Origin of the sequence: Desulfofundulus thermobenzoicus (genome assembly GCF_009428905.1) — a bacterium.
GTDB classification, from domain to species: domain Bacteria; phylum Bacillota; class Desulfotomaculia; order Desulfotomaculales; family Desulfovirgulaceae; genus Desulfofundulus_A; species Desulfofundulus_A thermobenzoicus.
Window position 1 is genome coordinate 1 of record NZ_WHYR01000246.1, and the last position, 399, is coordinate 399.

At 39.6% G+C, this 399-nt stretch carries 1 protein-coding gene; it reads left to right on the forward strand.

The window, feature by feature from the left end:
* Positions 1 to 399: hypothetical protein (locus GFC01_RS18485; RefSeq protein ID WP_207707666.1), on the forward strand; the 399-nt coding region annotated here is incomplete at both ends.

The window sequence follows — 399 nt, forward strand, 5'->3', positions numbered from 1 at the left end:
GGAAAGACAAGTATTTTACCGACAGAATGAAATGGGCAAATGACTCAAGTCAGGCGAACGTTATTTTTACAGATGATCCAATGGAGCTTTCAAGTGGTCTTCCTTTTGATACGAACACAAATGATAATCTCATTACGTTCAAGGAACGCCAAAAGCTCCTTCAAGGTGAAACCGTCGTGTTAATTAGAGAACACCCACAGTTTCACCAAGATATTCTTGGCATCGCCATCCCTGTTTTCTCAAGCAATGATGATCTATCGGGAACTATTTTCCTCTCCATGCCATTATCAGATGTATATGAACCCTTTGTCCAAATTAGATTGACGCTGGGTATATCCATCTCATTGATTCTGCTCCTGATATTTTTAATCGGATATAAGAGCTCCAATCACATTGTAC